This window comes from Desulfovibrio sp. OH1186_COT-070, from assembly GCF_003860215.1.
Taxonomy (GTDB): Bacteria; Desulfobacterota; Desulfovibrionia; order Desulfovibrionales; family Desulfovibrionaceae; genus Desulfovibrio.
Window position 1 is genome coordinate 1 of sequence record NZ_RQYH01000228.1, and the last position, 350, is coordinate 350.

General features: G+C 47.7%; 1 protein-coding gene. It reads left to right on the top strand.

What is annotated here, in order from left to right; all coding sequences use genetic code 11:
* Nucleotides 1–8 precede the first annotated feature (8 nt).
* Nucleotides 9–350: methyl-accepting chemotaxis protein (locus EII23_RS12635; RefSeq protein ID WP_260424725.1), on the top strand; the 342-nt coding region annotated here is incomplete at its 3' end.

Sequence of the window (350 nt, forward strand, 5' to 3'; positions counted from 1 at the left end):
CCAAGCGGATTGAAGGATTGGTAAAAACCATTCAAAACGATACCAACGCGGCGGTTGCCTCAATGGAACGCTCAACCAAAGAAGTGGTGGACGGCGCCAATATTGCCGAAGAAGCAGGTACCGCACTGAGCAAAATTGAAGACGTATCCACCTCTTTAGCCTCGCTGATTGAGAGGGTTTCCGACTCTACCCGCAAAGTTTCCACCATGGCGGAAAATATTGCGACAGATATGACACAAATCAACCAACTGGCAGTAACTACAACCGAAAGCGTCGTCAAAACTTCTGACTCCATTGAAAACCTGAGCGCGCTTTCTCAAGAATTGAAAAACTCCGTATCGGGCTTCAAG